This window comes from Parvibaculum lavamentivorans DS-1, assembly GCF_000017565.1.
GTDB classification, from domain to species: domain Bacteria; phylum Pseudomonadota; class Alphaproteobacteria; order Parvibaculales; family Parvibaculaceae; genus Parvibaculum; species Parvibaculum lavamentivorans.
Genome location: NC_009719.1, coordinates 3727840 through 3745176 on the forward strand (window position 1 = coordinate 3727840; position 17337 = coordinate 3745176).

General features: G+C 63.9%; 16 protein-coding genes. 9 read left to right on the top strand and 7 right to left on the bottom strand.

The features are described from left to right. Nucleotides 1–173 precede the first annotated feature (173 nt). The 7 genes from alr to PLAV_RS17710 all read left to right on the top strand — a co-directional run bounded on the left by alr (nucleotide 174) and on the right by PLAV_RS17710 (nucleotide 7526). Nucleotides 174–1400, top strand: a complete 1227-nt coding sequence (gene alr / locus PLAV_RS17680) for an alanine racemase (RefSeq protein ID WP_012112393.1) — start codon at nucleotides 174–176, stop codon at nucleotides 1398–1400. Then, the gene (locus PLAV_RS17685; protein WP_012112394.1) at nucleotides 1397–2170 is read left to right on the top strand and encodes an MlaE family ABC transporter permease; all 774 of its coding nucleotides are present in this window, start codon (nucleotides 1397–1399) and stop codon (nucleotides 2168–2170) included. The genes alr and PLAV_RS17685 overlap by 4 nt, the downstream gene beginning before the upstream one ends. 4 nt (nucleotides 2171–2174) lie before the next feature. Further along, on the top strand, nucleotides 2175–2948 hold the full coding sequence (locus PLAV_RS17690) for an ABC transporter ATP-binding protein (protein ID WP_012112395.1): 774 nt from the start codon (nucleotides 2175–2177) through the stop codon (nucleotides 2946–2948). A 140-nt stretch (nucleotides 2949–3088) separates the two neighbouring features. Continuing rightward, entirely contained in the window at nucleotides 3089–4513 is a 1425-nt protein-coding gene (gene radA / locus PLAV_RS17695) for a DNA repair protein RadA (RefSeq protein WP_012112396.1), read from the top strand. Nucleotides 4514–4543: 30 nt separating this feature from the next. Next, nucleotides 4544–5242: a CvpA family protein gene (locus tag PLAV_RS17700; RefSeq protein WP_012112397.1), complete on the top strand. Its 699-nt coding sequence runs from the start codon at nucleotides 4544–4546 to the stop codon at nucleotides 5240–5242. Nucleotides 5243–5343: 101 nt separating this feature from the next. Continuing rightward, on the top strand, nucleotides 5344–6780 hold the full coding sequence (purF, locus tag PLAV_RS17705; protein ID WP_245545287.1) for an amidophosphoribosyltransferase: 1437 nt from the start codon (nucleotides 5344–5346) through the stop codon (nucleotides 6778–6780). 26 nt (nucleotides 6781–6806) lie between these two features. After that, nucleotides 6807–7526 carry an SDR family NAD(P)-dependent oxidoreductase gene (locus PLAV_RS17710; protein WP_012112400.1) on the top strand — a complete coding sequence of 240 codons (720 nt, stop codon included), beginning with the start codon at nucleotides 6807–6809 and terminating at the stop codon, nucleotides 7524–7526. Nucleotides 7527–7530: 4 nt separating this feature from the next. Here PLAV_RS17710 and PLAV_RS17715 read toward each other — a convergent pair whose 3' ends face one another. Next, the gene (locus PLAV_RS17715) at nucleotides 7531–7857 is read right to left on the bottom strand and encodes a nuclear transport factor 2 family protein (protein ID WP_012112401.1); all 327 of its coding nucleotides are present in this window, start codon (nucleotides 7855–7857) and stop codon (nucleotides 7531–7533) included. Between the two features lie 65 nt (nucleotides 7858–7922). Here PLAV_RS17715 and PLAV_RS17720 point away from each other — a divergent pair, with 65 nt between their 5' ends. Together PLAV_RS17720 and PLAV_RS17725 are read left to right on the top strand one after the other, a co-directional pair. After that, nucleotides 7923–8297, top strand: coding sequence for a winged helix-turn-helix transcriptional regulator (locus PLAV_RS17720; RefSeq protein ID WP_012112402.1), 375 nt, complete (start codon nucleotides 7923–7925; stop codon nucleotides 8295–8297). 118 nt (nucleotides 8298–8415) lie between these two features. Continuing rightward, entirely contained in the window at nucleotides 8416–11316 is a 2901-nt protein-coding gene (locus PLAV_RS17725; protein WP_012112403.1) for a hybrid sensor histidine kinase/response regulator, read from the top strand. A 10-nt stretch (nucleotides 11317–11326) separates the two neighbouring features. Here the strand turns inward: PLAV_RS17725 and der are convergent, their stop codons facing one another. The 6 genes from der to PLAV_RS19140 all read right to left on the bottom strand — a co-directional run bounded on the left by der (nucleotide 11327) and on the right by PLAV_RS19140 (nucleotide 17318). Beyond that, on the bottom strand, nucleotides 11327–12748 hold the full coding sequence (gene der, locus PLAV_RS17730; protein WP_012112404.1) for a ribosome biogenesis GTPase Der: 1422 nt from the start codon (nucleotides 12746–12748) through the stop codon (nucleotides 11327–11329). Nucleotides 12749–12769: 21 nt separating this feature from the next. Further along, on the bottom strand, nucleotides 12770–14155 hold the full coding sequence (locus PLAV_RS17735) for a PQQ-like beta-propeller repeat protein (RefSeq protein WP_012112405.1): 1386 nt from the start codon (nucleotides 14153–14155) through the stop codon (nucleotides 12770–12772). Between the two features lie 6 nt (nucleotides 14156–14161). Further along, nucleotides 14162–14884, bottom strand: coding sequence for a tetratricopeptide repeat protein (locus PLAV_RS17740; protein WP_012112406.1), 723 nt, complete (start codon nucleotides 14882–14884; stop codon nucleotides 14162–14164). Between the two features lie 147 nt (nucleotides 14885–15031). Next, nucleotides 15032–15856 carry a 3-methyl-2-oxobutanoate hydroxymethyltransferase gene (gene panB / locus PLAV_RS17745; protein WP_012112407.1) on the bottom strand — a complete coding sequence of 275 codons (825 nt, stop codon included), beginning with the start codon at nucleotides 15854–15856 and terminating at the stop codon, nucleotides 15032–15034. A gap of 188 nt (nucleotides 15857–16044) precedes the next feature. Next, nucleotides 16045–16803: a hypothetical protein gene (locus PLAV_RS17750; RefSeq protein ID WP_012112408.1), complete on the bottom strand. Its 759-nt coding sequence runs from the start codon at nucleotides 16801–16803 to the stop codon at nucleotides 16045–16047. Then, on the bottom strand, nucleotides 16800–17318 hold the full coding sequence (locus PLAV_RS19140) for a tetratricopeptide repeat protein (protein ID WP_049767829.1): 519 nt from the start codon (nucleotides 17316–17318) through the stop codon (nucleotides 16800–16802). The genes PLAV_RS17750 and PLAV_RS19140 overlap by 4 nt, the downstream gene beginning before the upstream one ends. Nucleotides 17319–17337 lie beyond the last annotated feature (19 nt).

Sequence of the window (17337 nt, forward strand, 5' to 3'; positions counted from 1 at the left end):
TCTTAAGAAGTTCTCACGCGTAAAGGAGCTTTTGAGCAACGGGCATTAACCATTCCTGTCCAAATATAGTGAAAGACAGATTTTCTTTTCGCCTCATCTCCGAGGGTTCAAGTATTCGCTGTCTCAACCCGGGTCAGCGATGAAGGACGGTTTCCCCGGCGCGGCGATCCAGTATGATCGCGCGGGCCTTTCTCCGATTCACGAAGCGAGCACCAGTCATCGGTACCGATACAGATCTTGCTGCCGCGGGCGGCCTTCTCACCATCGATCTCGATGCTGTGGCGGCGAATTACGACATGTTGCGGGCGGAGGCGGCCGGCGCCGAGGTTTCGGCGGTCGTGAAGGCCAATGCCTATGGACTCGGCATGGGGCCGGTGGCCCGGCGGCTGGCGGCGGAGGGCTGCCGAAGCTTCTTTGTGGCGGAGGCAAATGAGGGCGCGGCGCTGCGGGCGCTGCTGCCCGACGCGGAGATTTATGTTCTGAACGGGCTTTTTCCGGGAACGGCGGGGTTTTATGCCGCGCATGGGCTCGTGCCCTGCCTCGCCTCGATGGCGGAAGTGGCCGAATGGCGGGAGGCGGCGAAGGGCGGGAGCCTGAAGGCGGCGCTGCATTTCGACACCGGCATGAACCGGCTCGGCATGAGCGAGGCGGATGCGGCGGCGCTGGCGGCGGAGGGCGCGCTGACGGCGGGGATCGAGGTGCGGCTCATCATGAGCCATCTTGCCTGTGCGGACGATGCGGCGAGCCCGATGAATGCAAGGCAACTGGCGCGGTTTCGCGGGCTGCGGACAATACTGGCCGGGCGCTTTGCCGGGGCGAAGGCGAGCCTGGCCAATTCGGGCGGTATCTATCTCGGGAAAGACTACCATTTCGACCTGGTGAGGCCCGGCGTGTCGCTTTACGGGGGGAGCCCCTTTACGGGGCGGGAACACCCCTTCCGCCCCGCCGTGACCGTCGAAGCGCGGGTGCTGGCGGTGCGGGAGATGGCGGCGGAGGAGACGGCCGGCTATGGCGCGACCTGGAAGGCGCGCGGAACGGCCCGCATGGCGGTGCTCGCGGCGGGATATGCCGATGGCTATATGAGGGCGCTGAGCTCTCCCCGGCCAAACGGCGATGGCGGCGACGATTATGGCGGACAGGTGCGGATTGCGGGTTACACTGCGCCCGTCGCGGGGCGAATCTCCATGGATATGCTGATCGTCGACGTGAGCGGGCTACCCGAAGGGGCGGTGAAGCGCGGCGACATGGCGGAGCTGATCGGCCCGCATATCACGGTGGACGATGTGGGCCTCAAGGCGGGAACACTCGGCTATGAAATTCTGACGAGCCTGGGCGGCAGATATATGCGGATCTATGTTTCGGGCGGCAAGGCCATGACTGAAGGCGGGGGACGGGTTTGAATTTTTTCGCGGTTATCGGGCGGGTCGTGCTGGCGCTGCTTGGCGAGATCGGACGGCTGTCGCTATTCGTCTGGCTGTCGGTTTCCCACATCCTGCGGCCGCCCTTCTTCTGGCGGCTGACGGCGCAGCAGATGCTGCGGATCGGCTATTTCTCGCTGCCGGTGGTGGCGCTCACCGCCTTCTTCACGGGTGGCGCGCTGGCGCTGCAAATCTATTACGGCGGCAACTCGTTCAATTCGGAATCGATCGTCGCGACCATCGTCGCGCTCGGCATCACACGCGAACTGGGGCCGGTGCTTGGCGGCCTGATGGTGGCGGGGCGCGTTTCGGCGGCGATCGCGGCGGAACTCGGCACGATGCGCGTGACAGAGCAGATCGACGCGCTGACGACGCTTTCGACCAACCCGCATAAATATCTGGTGGTGCCGCGCGTGGTGGCAGCCGTCATCACGCTGCCGCTGCTGGTGCTCGTTGCCGACATCATCGGCATCATGGGCGGCTATGTGGTGGGCACGGCGTCGCTCGATTTCAACGGCGGCGTCTATATCAAGAATACGGCGGACTTCCTGAAGCTCGACGATGTGACGTCCGGCCTCATCAAGGCGGCGGTGTTCGGCTTCATCATCGCCGTCATGGGCTGCTTCCACGGCTTCAACTCGAAGGGTGGCGCGCAGGGCGTGGGCCGCGCGACGACGAACGCGGTGGTGACGGCCTCCATTCTGATCCTTGCGGCGAACTACGTCATGACGTCGCTGCTGTTTGCGAGCTGACATCATGAGCGACGCCAAGATCGAACTCAGGAACGTCCACAAGCGCTTCGGCAAGAAGGTGGTGCTGGACGGCATCAACCTTACTGTGCCGAAAGGCGAGTCTCTTGTCGTGATCGGCGGCTCGGGCACCGGCAAGTCGGTGATGATCAAATGCGTGCTCGGCATCATCCGGCCGGACAGCGGCGAAATTTTCGTCGACGGCAAGAACGTGCTGAAAATGGATAGCGGCGAGCGCGAGAAGGTGCTCCGCAAATTCGGCATGCTGTTTCAGGGCGCGGCGCTGTTCGACAGCCTGCCTGTCTGGGAGAATGTCGCCTTCGGCCTGATACAAGGGCGGAAGATGAAGCGCAAACAGGCGAAAGACATTGCCATCGAGAAGCTTGCCAAGGTGGGGCTCGCGCCGGAAGTGGGCGAGCTTTATCCCGCCGAGCTTTCAGGCGGCATGCAGAAGCGCGTCGGACTTGCGCGCGCCATCGCGACGGAGCCGGAAATCATTTTCTTCGACGAACCCACCACGGGCCTCGACCCGATCATGGCGGACGTCATCAACGATCTGATCGTCGACAGCGTGAAAGACCTTGGCGCAACGACACTCTCGATCACGCATGACATGGCGAGCGCACGCAAGATCGCGGACAAGGTGGCGATGATCTACAAGGGGAAGATCATCTGGTCGGGCAGCCGCGCGGAAGTGGACAATAGCGGCAATGAGTATGTCGACCAGTTCATTCATGGGCGGGCGGAAGGCCCGATCCAGATGGAAGTGCTGAAGCCTTAAGGGTTTTCACTCCACGGCAGTCATTGCGAGCGAAGCGAAGCAATCCAGGGGCGGCTTGCTCCTGTGCCTGTAGCCCCTGGATTGCTTCGTCGGCTTCGCCTCCTCGCAATGACGAATTTTTGAAAGGCAAACACCGCATCATGGCGCGCGCATCACGCACATTTGTCTGTCAGGCTTGCGGGGCGGTGACGGCCCGCTGGGCGGGGCGGTGCGAGAGTTGCGGCGAGTGGAACACCATCGTCGAGGAGGCGCCCGACAGCGCCGGCGTCGGCGGCGGGCCGCAGAAATCGCTCGCAGGCGCGCGGGCGAAGGGGCGGAAGATCGAACTCGTCGCGATGAGCGGCGAGACGGCCGACCCGCCGCGCCATGTGACCGGCGTCGGCGAATTCGACCGGGTGACGGGCGGCGGGCTGGTGCCGGGCTCGGCACTGCTGATCGGAGGCGATCCGGGCATCGGCAAGTCGACGCTGCTTTTGCAGGTGATGGCGGCGCTGGCGCGGAAAGGAAAATCCGTCGTCTATATTTCCGGCGAAGAGGCAATTGCGCAGGTGAGGATGCGGGCGCGCAGGCTCGGGCTTGCGGATGCCGAAGTGCAGCTCGGCGCGGAGACGAACCTCAAGGACATCATCGGCACGCTGGAAAGCGGACAGGCGCCGGACGCGGTGGTGATCGACTCCATCCAGACGATGTGGACGGATGTGCTGGAATCCGCGCCCGGCACGGTGGCGCAGGTGCGCGCCTCGGCGCAGGAGCTTGTGCGCTTTGCAAAGAAGCGCGGGTCGGCCGTCATTCTCGTCGGCCATGTGACCAAGGAAGGCCAGATCGCGGGGCCACGAGTCGTCGAGCACATGGTCGATGCGGTGATCTATTTCGAAGGCGAGCGCGGACACCAGTTCCGCATCCTGCGGGCGGTGAAGAACCGCTTCGGACCGGCAAACGAAATCGGCGTGTTCGAGATGGGGGAAATGGGGCTCGCCGAAGTGCCGAACCCATCGGCGCTCTTTCTCGGCGAGCGCGACGGGGAGACGAGCGGCTCGGCGGTCTTTGCCGGGATCGAGGGGACGCGGCCGGTGCTGGTCGAAATCCAGGCGCTGGTGGCGCAAAGTTCGCTCGGCACGCCGCGCCGGGCGGTTGTCGGCTGGGACGGGGGGCGGCTTTCCATGATCCTCGCGGTGCTGGAGGCGCGGTGCGGCCTCTCGCTGGCGGGGCAGGATGTTTACCTCAATGTGGCGGGCGGATTGCGAATCAACGAGCCGGCGGCGGACCTTGCGGTGGCGGCGGCGCTTGTTTCATCCGTTTCGGGGATGCCGCTGCCGCCCGATTGCGTCATTTTCGGCGAAATCAGCCTTTCGGGCGCCGTGCGGCCCGTGAACCAGATGGATGCTCGGCTGAAAGAGGCGGAAAAGCTGGGCTTTACGCGGGGCATCATTCCCGCCAGCGCGGCGCGGACAAGGCCTTCCACGGCGCTGAAATTTACTGAAATTTCGGACCTTGCGGGGCTTATAGCCCATCTCACGGCGGGGGACGGCAAGGGCAAGGGCGACCGCCGGGCACGCGATGTGTGATAAAGTGCGGCAGGTTTCCGGGAGAGAGTTTTGACGCTTTTCGACCTCTTCGTCATAGGTGTGCTGCTGGTTTCGAGTGTGCTGGCGCTGTTGCGCGGGTTCACCAACGAGGTCTTGTCGATCCTTGCCTGGATCGTCGGCGCCCTTGCGGCGCTGTGGCTGTTTCCCTATGTAACGCCCATATTGAGAGACGTGATCTCGCCGCCCTGGCTTGCCTCGGTCGTGGCGGCGGTCGGGATTTTCGTCGTCGCCTATGCGATCGTCGCGGCGCTTACCGCCCGCTGGTCCGGCGGATTGATGGATCTGCATGAACGGGCAGCCCTTCTCGACCGGACGCTTGGCCTTATTTTCGGCGCCGCGAGGGGATTGCTGATCGTCACGGTCGCTTATCTTTTCTTCGCGTGGCTGGTGCCGAACCCCGACGACCAGCCAGGCTGGATCAGATACGCAAAGACGAGGCCCCTGGTCGAGGATACGGCCGCCCTGCTCTTTTCGCTCGCGCCGGCCCCCGGCGGACGCGAGGTCGCGCCGCGATCCCCGGCACCGGCGCGGGAAACGATACCGGCGCCGAGCTACCGCGAGACGCCGCGTCAAGAGGCCGCGCCGGCACCGGCCCAAGCGACCCCCGCGCCCGCCAATTCGGGCGCTGACACGGGAAATGGCCCGGGGTATAACCCGTCCGAACGGAGGGGACTCGACCGATTGTTCGAGAACACGACCGGGGATTAGTACCCGTTTCTTTTGGAGTCCCAGCGATGTCCGACCAGATGCAGCTGCCCTTCCCGCTTCCTTCTCAGGCGCCCGAACCGGCGTATTTTCAGGATGACGGGATGGACGACGACAAGCTGCGCGAGGAATGCGGCGTATTCGGCGTGTTCGGCCATAACGACGCGGCGGCGCTGACGGCGCTCGGCCTGCATGCCCTGCAGCATCGCGGGCAGGAAGCGGCGGGCATCGTCGCCTATGACGGCGAACATTTTCATTCGGAGCGGCGACTCGGGCTTGTGGGCGACCACTTCTCTTCCGCCAAGGTCATCGACCGGCTGATCGGCGACGCGGCTATCGGCCATGTGCGCTATTCGACGACGGGCGAGACGATCCTGCGCAACGTGCAGCCGCTGTTTGCCGACCTGTGGGGCGGCGGTTTTGCGGTCGCGCATAATGGCAACCTCACCAATGCCATCACACTCCGCAACGAGCTGGTGCGCGACGGCGCGATCTTCCAGTCGACCTCCGACACAGAGACGATCCTGCAGCTTGTGGCGCGGAGCCGGAAGCCGCGCGTGGTGGAGCGCTTCGTCGAGGCGCTGTCGCAGATACAGGGCGCCTATGCGCTGGTGGCGCTGACCAACAAGAAGCTGATCGGCGCGCGCGATCCGCTCGGCATTCGGCCGCTGGTGCTGGGCAAGCTGGCGGGGGCGCCGATCCTCGCTTCGGAAACGGTGGCGCTGGACATTATCGGCGCGCAATTCGTGCGCGAGATCGAGCCCGGCGAGATCGTGGTGTGCACGAAGGAAGGGATCGAATCCATTCGCCCGTTCCCGCAGCAGAGGGTGCGGCCCTGCGTGTTCGAGTACATCTATTTTGCGCGGCCCGACAGCGTGGTCGGCGGCAAGAGCGTCTATAATGTGCGCAAGCGGCTCGGGCAGGAACTGGCGCGTGAAAGCGCGGTGGAAGCCGATGTCGTGATACCGGTGCCGGATTCCGGCGTGCCTGCCGCCATCGGCTATGCGGCGGAGAGCGGCATACCGTTCGAGCTCGGCATCATCCGCAACCATTATGTGGGGCGGACCTTCATCGAGCCGACGCAGCACATTCGCCAGCTCGGCGTGAAGCTCAAGCACAATGCGAACCGCGCCATTGTGGAAGGCAAGCGCATCATTCTCGTGGACGACAGCGTGGTGCGCGGCACGACCTCCATCAAGATCGTGAAGATGATGTATGAAGCGGGCGCGAAGGAAGTGCATATGCGCGTCGCCAGCCCGCCGATCACGCATTCGGATTTCTATGGCATCGACACGCCGGAGCGCGAACAACTGCTCGCCTCCAATTACGACCTCGAAGGAATGCGCGCCTATATCGGCGTCGACAGCCTTGCCTTCATTTCGGTCGACGGCCTTTACCGCGCGATGGGTTTCACGCATCGCGACCAGCAGAACCCGCAACTGACCGACCACTGCTTCACCGGCGACTATCCGACACCGCTCACCGACCGCGACGGCGAGCAGCGGACGCGGCAATTGTCGCTTCTGGCGGAAATCGCCTGAGCCCTTGACGAGTTTGGACTTCTGACATGACCGGACGATTGCAGGACCGCCTGGCGGTTATCACAGGCGCTTCGCGCGGCATTGGCAGAGCGGTGGCGCTCGGCATGGCGGCGGAGGGGGCGCATGTGATCCTCGTCGCGCGCACCGTGGGCGGGCTTGAGGAAGTGGATAATGAAATCCGCAAGGTGGGCGGCAAGGCGACGCTGGTGCCTCTCGACCTTACCGACATGCCCGGCATCGACCGGCTGGGCGCGACGATTTTCGAACGCTGGGGGAAGCTCGACATCCTTGTCGGCAATGCGGGGCTGCTCGGCACGCTGACGCCGATGGCGCATCTCGAACCCAAGGACTGGGACAAGACGCTGGCCGTGAACGTCACCGCCAACTACCGCCTCATCCGCTCGCTTGAGCCGCTGCTGAAACGCTCCGATGCGGGGCGCGCGATTTTCGTGACCTCCGGGGCGGCGCAGAAGTGCAAGCCCTATTGGGGCAGCTATTCAGTGACCAAGGCGGCGCTCGACGCGATGATGAAGACATGGGCGGCGGAGGTCGAGACATCGGCCATCCGCGTCAACTCGGTGAGCCCGGGGCCGACGCGGACCGCCATGCGCAAGAAGGCGATGCCGGGCGAAGACCCGACGACGCTGACGAAGCCCGCCGACCTCGTGCCGCTCTTTATCGAACTGGCCATGCCCGGCTGCACCCGGCATGGCGAGATCGTGGAATATCAGAAGGTGAAGGCGTAAGGCCTTAGCCGATCGCCAGATGCGCTATGCGGCCGCCGGCAAGGGTGAAGTCATAGCCGAGCATGGCGGGGCTGCCGGGGAAATTGCCGGAGACGAGCGCCTTCACTTTCACGTTCTCGCCCGCGACAGCGACCTCCCGGACGTCCACGGTGACGGCGTATTTCCGCGTCGTTTCAATCATCCAATCGCGAATGGCGGCCTGCCCCGTCATCGTCGCCCCTTCATCCTTCACCACCGCATCTTCCGCGAAGGGCGCGAGCATGGCATCGATCTCGTGGCGGTTTTTCGCGGTGAAATAGGCGGAGAGAGGAGCCGGGAGTTTGTCGGTCACGGTGTTTCCTTTCGGTTGCGGATCGTCCAATTGCCTGACACCAGAAATGGCGGCATGCTTCCGCAATGACAAGAACGCACGAAAAAGTGGGTGACTTACCGCCGGGTAAGCCCGAGGCGCATACGCCGGAAAGCGCGGCGGCGGGGATCGACGCCGCGTTCGGCATGCTTGGCGGCCGATGGAAGCTCATCATCCTGTTTCATCTTTTCGGCGGGCAGGTGAAGCGCTTTTCGGAGCTGGAGGCCGCCATTCCCGCCGTCTCGCAGAAGATGCTCGCGCAGCAATTGCGCCAGATGGAGACGGACGGCCTGGTGCTGCGTACGGTCTATCCCGAGGTGCCGCCGAGGGTGGATTACCGGCTGACGGATTGGGGGCAATCGCTCTGCCCGGCGCTGGACGCCTTGCTTCAATGGGCGGAGGACAAGCAAGGCGCGAGGTAGCGAACCCCACGCCTTGCCCCAGAAGGCGCAAACGGGCGGACAGCGGCGGTGCTTGCGTATAAAGTGGTTGGGGATGAGGGCGACAATTGAATAGTTGCGGGTGAGGATCGGGGCGGGGATGCAGAGCGGAGAAACGCCGTTCCTTCTGGCGGGCAGCGAAGCAAGCGACATCATCGCCTCGTTCGATTGGGCAGCGACGCCTCTCGGGCCGATGTCATCCTGGCCGAGCAGCCTCAAAGCCACGATTGGCCTTATCCTGCGATCGCCCGTTCCCATCGTCACGCTGTGGGGCGGAGACGGCATCATGATCTACAATGATGCCTATTCGATTTTCGCGGGCGGGCGGCATCCCGGCATTTTCGGCTCGAAGGTCCGCGACGGCTGGCCCGAGGTCGCTGACTTCAACGACAATGTGATGAAGGTCGGCCTTGCGGGCGGAACGCTCGCCTATCGCGACCAGGAGTTGACGCTTTACCGGAATGGCGAACCGGAACAAGTGTGGATGAACCTCGACTATTCGCCTCTTCCCGACGAGACCGGCAAGCCGGTGGGCGTGATCGCCATTGTGGTCGAAACGACGCGGCGCGTGGAAGCGGAGAGACAGCTCGAGCGGGGCTTCGAAACGCTGCGGCGGATGTTCGAGCAGGCGCCGGGCTTCGTTGCGATCCTGGCGGGGCCAGAACACACCTTCGTCATGGTCAACAACGCCTATATGCAGCTTATCGGCCATCGCGACACGCTGGGAAAACCCATTCGCGAGGCGCTGCCGGAAATCGTGGATCAGGGCTTCGCCTCGCTTCTCGACCGCGTGCGCGACACCCAGCAACCCTATATCGGACGCGGCATTCGCGTGTTGCTGCAGCGCGAACCGGGAATGGCGCCGGAAGAACGCTATCTCGATTTCGTCTTCCATCCGGTAGCAGCCGCCCGCAGCGACGTGCGCGGCATTTTCGTGCAGGGGCACGACGTGACCGAGCGGCGGCTTGCCGAGATCGCGCTGCGGGAAAGCGAAGAGCGGTTCCGCCTCGTTGCCGAAAGCGCGCCGGTGATGCTGTGGATGGGCGACGAGACCGGCAAGTGCATCTATCTGAACGATGCGCTGCGCCGGTTCTGGAATGTGACGGCCGAGGGCGTGGCCGATTTCAACTGGGCGACGACGGTTCATCCCGACGACAGCGATACGCTCCACGGCCCATTCAGTGCCGCCATGGAAGCGCACACCGCGTTCTCCGTGGAAGTGCGGTTTCGCCGCGCCGATGGCGAATACCGGATCATCAGGACGAATGCACAGCCGCGCTTTGGGCCTGACGGGAAGTTTTCCGGCATGATCGGCGTGAATGTCGACGTGACCGAGATGAGGCGAGCGGAAGAGGCGCTGCACGCCGCCAATGCGAACCTGGAGCAACGCGTGGCACGGGAAGTGGCCGAACGCTCGAAGGCCGAAGACGCCTTGTGGCAGGCGCAGAAGATGGAAGCCATCGGCAAGCTGACCGGCGGCGTCGCGCATGACTTCAACAACCTGCTGCAGGTCGTCTCCGGCAATCTGCAATTGCTGCTGAAGGACCTGGACGGAAACGAACGGGCGCAGCGGCGGATAACAAACGCGCTTGCCGGTGTCGACCGCGGCTCCAAGCTTGCGAGCCAGCTTCTCGCTTTCGGGCGGCGGCAACCGCTGGAACCGAAGGTCGTCAACATCGGGCGGCTGGTTTCAGGCATGGGCGACATGCTGCGGCGAACCATCGGTGAAAATGTCGAAGTTGAAACCGTGGTGTCGGGCGGGCTGTGGAATACATTCGCGGACCCTGCGCAGCTCGAGAATGCACTGCTCAATCTGGCCATCAACGCGCGCGACGCGATGAACGAGCAGGGACGCATGACGATCGAGGTGGGGAACGCCTATCTCGACGATGTCTATGCGCTCGATCATCCGGAAATTGCGCCCGGCCAATATGTGGTTCTGGCAGTGACAGATACGGGCTGTGGCATTCCGGCGGATGTGTTGCCGCAGGTATTCGAGCCGTTCTTCTCGACCAAGCCACAGGAGAAGGGCACGGGTCTCGGGCTTTCGATGGTCTATGGCTTCGTCAAACAATCGGGCGGGCACATCAAGATTTACAGTGAGGTCGGACACGGGACGACCGTGAAGCTCTACCTGCCGCGCGTGAACGAGATGGAAGACATAAGCGCGCTGCCGGGGGTTGGCGTTCCAACCGGCGGAACGGAGACCATTCTGGTGGCGGAGGACGACGAGGCCGTGCGCACGGTCGTGGTCGAGATGCTGAACGATCTCGGGTATCGGGTGCTGACGGCGCGGGACGCGGCGAGCGCGCTGACCGTGCTGGAAAGCGGGGTGCCGGTGGACCTGCTCTTTACCGACGTGGTGATGCCGGGACCGCTCAAGAGCACCGACCTTGCGAGGAAGGCGCGCGAAAGGCTGCCCAGTATCGGCGTGCTCTTCACATCGGGCTATACCGAAAATTCGATCGTGCATGGCGGACGGCTCGATCCCGGCGTCGACCTTCTGTCGAAGCCCTATACGCGGGAGGCGCTGGCGCGGAAGCTGCGCCAGGTCCTGGACGGCAAGGAGCCGAAGAAGGCGACAGTGACAATGGCGACGTCGTCCGCCGCGAATGCGCAGGAAGCGGGAGCAACGCCCGCTGCGGGTCTGACGATACTGCTATGCGAGGACGATGCGCTGATCCGCATGAGCACAGCGGACATGCTGCGCGAAGTGGGGCTGATCGTTATCGAGACGGATACGGCGCAAGAGGCGCTCGACATAATCGAGAATGGTGCGGTCGACCTTCTTATCACCGATGTGGGACTGCCGGATATGTCGGGCGTGGAACTTGCGCTGGCGTTGCGGAAATCCAGGCGGGACATACCGGTAATCTTCGCGACCGGCCATGCGGAACTCGACGGCGCTGACGGCATATTGCGCAGTGCGGTTGTATCGAAGCCTTATGCGGTGATCGAACTGAAGCGGTGCATCGACCAGCTGATGGCGCTCGGCGCCTAGGCTTGCCCGTTCAGGACCGCTTTTTCCGGTCTGCGTAGGGATTGTGCGTTTTGCGCATAAAGAGGCGTATGGGAACACCCGGCAGATCGAAAGTTTCGCGCAGGCCGTTCACCAGATAGCGCCGATAGGAGGTCGGCACGTCGTCTGCGCGGCTGGAGAAGACGGCGAAGGTGGGCGGGCGCGACTTCACCTGAGATATATATTTCAGATTGACCGGGCGGCCATGCGCGGCGGGCGGCTGGTGGCGGGAAACGGCTTCCTGCATCCAGCGATTGAGCCGCGCTGTCGGGACGCGCGCATTCCAGAAGGTATGCACACGCTCGATGGCGGGCATGAGCTTGTCCGTTCCCCTGCCCGTCAGCGCCGACAGCGTGACGATGGGAACGCCACGTATCTGCGGCAGAAGACGCTCCAGCTCTTCCTTCAGCACACGAAGCACTTCCTGCGGCTCCGCGACCATGTCCCATTTGTTGACGACGATCAGGAGGCCGCGGCCTTCCTGCTCCACGAGATCGGCGATATGGAGGTCCTGCCGCTCGAAAGGCTGCGTTGCGTCAAGAAGGATGACGACGACCTCGGCGAAGCGGACGGCGCGGAGTGTGTCCGCCACCGAAAGCTTTTCGAGCTTTTCGGTAACGCGGGCGCGGCGCCGCATGCCGGCAGTATCCCAGAGCTTGACGCGGCGGCCGCGCCATTCCCATTCGATGCCGATACTGTCGCGGGTGATACCGGCTTCGGGGCCGGTGAGCATCCGGTCTTCGCCGAGAAGCTGATTGACGAGGGTCGACTTGCCGACATTGGGACGGCCGATGATGGCGACACGGAGAGGGGCTTCGAGGTCCGGCTCATAGGGCGCGTCCGGATCGAAGCCTGCGTCGGCATCCTGCTCCTCGGCGAGCGCATCCTCGACCGCCTGTCCGGCATCGTCCGCTTCGAGGCCCTTCGCGAATTGGGCGAGCGCGTCATAAAGGTCGCCGAGCCCTTCGCCATGTTCAGCCGAGAGCGGAAGCGGCGCGCCGAGGCCGAGCTCATAAGCCTCCATCCGGCCGGCCTTCCCCGCGCCACCTTCGCATTTGTTGGCGGCTAGGATGACCGGCGTCGGCGACTTGCGGAGAATTTGCGAGAAGCTCTTGTCGAGCGGCGTCACGCCCGCGCGTGCATCGATCAGCAGGAGACAAAGATCCGCATCGGCAATGGCACGCTCGGTACCGATGCGCATGCGGGCTTCAAGGGTGCCTGTGGCGGCTTCTTCCAGCCCGGCCGTATCTATGATGGTGAAGGACAGGTCGCCAAGACGCGCCTCTCCCTCGCGACGGTCGCGCGTTACGCCCGGCGTATCGTCCACCAATGCGAGCTTCTTGCCCACGAGCCGGTTGAACAGCGTGGACTTGCCGACATTGGGCCGACCGACAATGGCGACCTTGAATGACACTTCGTGTGGCCTTTGTATGCGCTATTTCAGGGCAACGAGCTCGGCGTTGCGCGTCAGAATATAGAGCGTTTCATTTGCGACGACCGGCGCAATCAACGTACCGCGCGGCAAGTCGATGCGTCCCAGCATTTCGCCTGTATAGGGCGAAATCGAGACTGCGTCTCCTTCCGACGAGACGAGCACCAGGCGATCGCTGACGAGAACCGGGCCCGACCATTCAATCGGCCCTTCCCTGTCTTCCGGGTCCTCGAAGCGCGGCAGCGGCGTGATCCAGCGGATGCGCCCGTCGCGACGGGAAATCGCCAGGACTTCCTGATTGTTCGTGACGAGGAAGATGAAATCGCCCGCGAGCCACGGCGTCTGCACGCCACCGATCTCACGCGTCCAGACGCGTTCGCCGGTGCGCAGGTCGATCGAGACCATGCGGCCCGAATGGCTGATGGCGAAGACGCGGCCACGGTCGATGACCGGACGGCCGGCGATGTCGTTCAACTCACCCAGCGAGGTGACGTTGCCCGTGCGGGTGAGAGAGTCGCTCCAGACGGGGCTGCCGTTTTCCACGCGCAGCGCGACCAGCTCGCCCGACGAATAGGGCGCGATGACGATTGCGCCTGCAACGGCGGGGCTGGTGGAGCTGAGGATGCCAGCGCTTTCGGCGATGCCGCGATGGCGCCATAGCACGTCGCCGGTTTCCTGCGCGAAGGCGATCATCTGATTGTCGGAGGTGATGGCGAAGACGCGGCCGCCATTCGCCGTCGGCGCGGCGCGGAAGGGCTCGCCCAGCTTCTGGGTCCATATCACCGTGCCGGCCGCCGCATCGAGCGCGAAGGCAGTGCCGAAGCCGGTTACCACGAAGACGCGGCCGCCATCGAAGGCAACGCCGCCGCCGCGCCCTTCCCTGCCGTCTTCCCCATCGGGGACGAGCTCTGCGGCCCAAAGACGCTTTCCCGTCGCCTGATCGAAAGCGCGGACATTCGTTTCGGCATCGAGAACGAAAATCTTGCCATCGGCGATGACCGGCGACGCAACGAGCTGCGCGACGCGGCCGGAGCCGGCACCGGCATCGACCGACCAAATGCGCTGAAGCGAGCCGGGCGCCGCGAGATGGTGCATCACATTGTCGGCTGTGCCGCCCGGCTGAGGCCAGGCTTCGTTGACGTAAGGCTGCGGCAACACGACCGCTTCGTCGGCGATTTCCGGGTCCACTTCGAGGGCCGCACCCAGCTCCATGACGGAGAGGCGCTTGCCGGGAAGCACCGTCTTGTTGTCATCGGACGAGAACATGTTGCCCACGGTGTCGCAACCGGCGAGGCCGATGACGACAAGGCCGAGCAGTGCGATACGAAGGGCCGATCCGATTGCCGATCCGGCTTTCGCGTTCTCAGCCGGCATGAATTCCGTGGTCATTCAGGATTACTCCGTCTCGGCCGGGGGCTCTGTGGCTGGGGCTTCTTGTGTTGTCTCGGCAGGTTGCGCTTCTTCTTCGGCCAAGAGGTGCGGCGCGACGAGGGCCTGTATGACGTGAGCACGGTCGCGCAGACCGGCGGGCGTCGCCTGATTTGCGATGATCGCCGCCGCATTCCGGTTTGCATCTTCCCATTCGCCGTCGCGCATGGCGGCGAGCGCCAGCAGCTCCAGCGCATTTTCACGCCAGGGCGAGGCGCTGTCGACGAGCGGCGACATGCGCGCCTTCATATCGTCGTAGCTTGCGGTATCGACGAGGAGGAGGCCTTCCTTGATCCGGGCCATGCCACGGACAATGGCGGGGGCGCCGCCATTTGCCACTTCGCCGTAGACCGCCAGCGCGACATCGCGCTCGCCGGCCGCGAGGCGCTTGTCCGCTTCGTGCAGTCGGGCGAGGACGGCATAACCGCCGCTGGTGCTTTCCGCGAGTTCGGCGAAGGCGGCGGCGGCTTCCGCCGGCGCGGCGTCCTGAGCCTTTATGACCGTCTCCTCGAAACGGGCGGAAGCCTCCACCCGCTGCGAATGGGACCAGGCGCGCCAGCCGACAATGGCGGCGACAACGAGAACCAAGGCGACGACGGCGCCGATAAGCCAGGCGCCGTACTTATCCCAAAGCTTGCTGAATTGTTCGCGGCGAAGGTCTTCTTCGACTTCGCGAAAGAGATCGGTCAAAACAATACTCCGCGGAGAAAATCAATGGGCGCGGGAACAAGGGCCCCACGCCCGGCACCTGCCCCCTGCAGGCCGCGTAAAATAGCCCGGCAACCGGCACAAGGCAAACCCGTCCGGCAGGACGGCAAAAGCCCGCAACGGCTTGAGCTATTTTGCCTTTTTCATGCTGTAGGTGTGTTCCGCCGCCGGGAAGCTGCGCTCGCGGACGGCGCGGGCATAGGCCTCCGCCGCACCGGCGATCTGGGCCCCCAGAGTGGCGAATTCGCGGACGAATTTCGCCGGGCGGGGCGAGAGGCCCAGCATGTCCTCGAGCACCAGAATCTGGCCGTCGCAATTGGGCGAGGCGCCGATGCCGATGGTCGGGATGTCGATCTGACCGGTAATGCGGGCGGCGAGCGGCTCGGCCATGCCCTCCAGCACGACGGCGAAGGCGCCAGCCTCCGCGACGGCCTTGGCATCTGCCTCGATGGCGGCCCATTCGCCCTCTTCGCGGCCTTGCGTCTTGAAGCCGCCCATGACCTGGATGTTCTGCGGCGTGAGGCCGATATGGGCCATGACGGGGATGCCGCGCAAGGTGAGATAACGGATCGTTTCGGCAATGCGGGTGCCGCCTTCGAGCTTTACCGCCGTGCAGCCGGTTTCCTTGATGACCCGGCAGGCATTTCGGAAGGCAATTTCGGGGCTTTCCTCGTAGGAGCCGAAGGGCATGTCGACCACGACCAGCGCGCGCTCGGTGCCGCGCACCACGGCGGCGCCGTGAGCAATCATCATGTCGAGGGTGACGCCGAGCGTCGTCTCCATGCCGTACATGACCATGCCGAGACTGTCGCCCACGAGGAGGAAGTCGACATAGGGGTCGATGTAGCGCGCCGTATGCGCGTGATAGGCGGTGAGGGAGACGATGGGCTCCGCTCCCTTGCGGGCGCGAATTTCAGGCACGGTGACGCGCTTGATCTTGGATTGTACAGACATTCGGATCATCCCTTACGCGTGGCACGGACACTTACCCAAAGATGGGGTTTTGTCCGGGAATTGCGACAGCGGCCGGATGCCGCGACGAAAAGGGCTTACGTTACAAGCCCTTAGGTGCCTCCCGGCACCTTTCCTGATCCTTACAGGCGGACCCTACAAAAAACGGGGCGGGAGCGCAATCAGAGGGCTCAGAAGTCCTCGTCGCCACTATCCGGGGCCTGGGTACCGGGCGGCCCGACCAGTTCGCGATAGGCAATGGAGAGGACCGCCACGTTGACGACGGCGAAGAAGATGGAGACGAGCGCAATCGCGATCAGGGCGGCAATGGCGGCGGCGGGCCCTTGCGTGACGAGGCCGCCGAGGAGGCCCGCGACGACGAGGACCGGCAGGACCGCTAGTACGAGCACCGCAGCGAGGCGCCAGAAGTTCCCTCGTGTGCGCTCAAGCACGAGACGCGGATTGACCGGGTCGTCCACGGAGACGGCCGGCAGGAGAAGCGACAACCGCACAAAGAAGTAGAGAGAGACGAAAAGAAAAAGCAGACCGAAAAAGCTCAACAGCGACGTCGTCATTGTCTGCGGCATGGAGACGGCGATGACCATAAGGATGCCGCCGGGCATGAAGAGCAGGACAAGGAATATCGAGAACAGCAGAAAGCGCGCCTCTCGGCGGCCGAAGGACAAATTGAACCTTCCGGCAGGCGCATCGCCCAGCAGGATGAAGCGGTGCCAGGCGACGGCGATGATGGGCCAAAGGAAGAGCGAGATGAAGTCGATCAGCACGGCAACGAAAAGCTGCTCCCCGCGGTCGACAAAGGCGCTGGCGACCGACAATACGAGATACAGCAGGCCCGGCAGCCAGATGAGGCGCAGCATTTCACCGAAATGCTGCCAGGCGCCCTTGTAGGCCTCCCTGACAGTGGCGACGACATCGAGCTTTGCGTTCATTCCGCGTCCAGTCCCAGAATTTTGTCTTTATACGCCTCGTTGTCCGGCTCAAGGCCCAAGGCCGTCATGTAGAACTTGCGCGCGGACACCTTGTCTTCGCGCGCCTCCATGATGGCGCCGCGCACATACCACGCGGCGGCACTTTGCGGATCGAGAGAGATCGATTGTTCGATATCGGCGGTGGCGGCGTCGTAGTCCCCCATCTCGCGCAATGCGTTGGCTCGATTGCGGTAGACGAGCGCATCGCGCGGCGCGATACGCAGCGCGGCGGTGTAATCGGCGATGGCGGCTTCGAGATTGCCGACATTCTTGTAGGCGACGCCGCGATTGATGAGGGCGGAGATGAGGTCCGGCTCCGAAAGCTCTCCGGAATCGATCGCCTTCGTGCAGTAGCCGATGGCGGCCTCATTGTTGCCGGTCGCGAATTGAGCGTAGCAGAAATTGTTGTCGTCTATCGCATCCGCGCGCAGAGCGGCAGGCGCCATGAACGCGAGCGCCGCCAGCAATGCCGCCATGTACTCTCTTACCCGCATC

Coding starts and splice junctions, on each gene's coding strand:
- alr (WP_012112393.1), top strand. CDS start 174: ATGATCGCGCGGGCCTTTCTCCGATTCACGAAGCGAGCACCAGTCATC.
- PLAV_RS17690 (WP_012112395.1), top strand. CDS start 2,175: ATGAGCGACGCCAAGATCGAACTCAGGAACGTCCACAAGCGCTTCGGC.
- radA (WP_012112396.1), top strand. CDS start 3,089: ATGGCGCGCGCATCACGCACATTTGTCTGTCAGGCTTGCGGGGCGGTG.
- purF (WP_245545287.1), top strand. CDS start 5,344: ATGGACGACGACAAGCTGCGCGAGGAATGCGGCGTATTCGGCGTGTTC.
- PLAV_RS17710 (WP_012112400.1), top strand. CDS start 6,807: ATGACCGGACGATTGCAGGACCGCCTGGCGGTTATCACAGGCGCTTCG.
- PLAV_RS17720 (WP_012112402.1), top strand. CDS start 7,923: ATGACAAGAACGCACGAAAAAGTGGGTGACTTACCGCCGGGTAAGCCC.
- PLAV_RS17725 (WP_012112403.1), top strand. CDS start 8,416: ATGCAGAGCGGAGAAACGCCGTTCCTTCTGGCGGGCAGCGAAGCAAGC.
- PLAV_RS17735 (WP_012112405.1), bottom strand. CDS start 14,155: ATGACCACGGAATTCATGCCGGCTGAGAACGCGAAAGCCGGATCGGCA.
- panB (WP_012112407.1), bottom strand. CDS start 15,856: ATGTCTGTACAATCCAAGATCAAGCGCGTCACCGTGCCTGAAATTCGC.
- PLAV_RS17750 (WP_012112408.1), bottom strand. CDS start 16,803: ATGAACGCAAAGCTCGATGTCGTCGCCACTGTCAGGGAGGCCTACAAG.
- PLAV_RS19140 (WP_049767829.1), bottom strand. CDS start 17,318: ATGGCGGCATTGCTGGCGGCGCTCGCGTTCATGGCGCCTGCCGCTCTG.